Here is a 723-nt window from a genome sequence, read left to right on the forward strand (position 1 = left end):
AGATTTCGTCTCATAAACACTTCTCCATTCAGTCTTCCACGTCCCCCCACAGTCGTCGCCGTTCCGTCAACGGTGCCGTCAGGGCTAGCTAGCAGGCCAACGTTCATTCGTTTCTTTGTCATGGTGTGTTTCCCGTGTTGATTGCCGAGTCAGGTTTTTACGGCCGCCTCGCGCGGCAGCCATGTTCGTTAAATCGCTGGTCGTTACGGATGTTCCGGCCCGTAGTGCACGAGTGTCATCTCATTGACCCAATCGGCGTCTCTGTTGGTCTCATACACCGTCGCGCGTAGCTCGGGTGACCACCAGCTTTCGATGGTTCCCCGGTAGTCTTCTCCGTCGCCACTGACCCCCCGCACGTCGGTCTCGATAACGAACACGTCGCGGGGGCCAAACGCCGTGTTGACCGTGCGCCGACCCGTCACGCCGCTGGCGTTTGTAGGTAGCGGTGTTGCCAACCACTCGCAGGCCAATCAAATCGCTCCATACTTAATAATAGAACCAGGTCGCTCCATTGCGGAAATTCCCAAATCCTATATTTGAATAGACAACAGCTATGACCAGATCTGCGCTTGTCAGGCTTTCACCCTGTCAACACAACCTGGTCTTGAGGGTCAGCTTTTCGACACTGTGCTGTAGTAGACTGTGCACTCAGTTTCTGTTTCTCCAGTCGAGCTTCGGCCTCACCCTGCTTTTGCCTTTCTTCGAAAATGTCGATAGCGACGG

Annotated in this window: 1 protein-coding gene; it reads right to left on the reverse strand. The window is 54.8% G+C overall.

Features of this window, described 5'->3' with window-relative positions:
- Positions 1 to 203: 203 nt before the first annotated feature.
- Complete coding sequence (locus ACFWW2_RS01345; RefSeq protein ID WP_393925562.1) at positions 204 to 455, reverse strand: hypothetical protein; 252 nt, start codon at positions 453 to 455, stop codon at positions 204 to 206.
- Between the last annotated feature and the right edge of the window lie 268 nt (positions 456 to 723).

Source organism: Yoonia sp. R2-816 (assembly GCF_046762905.1).
Classification (GTDB): Bacteria; Pseudomonadota; Alphaproteobacteria; order Rhodobacterales; family Rhodobacteraceae; genus Yoonia.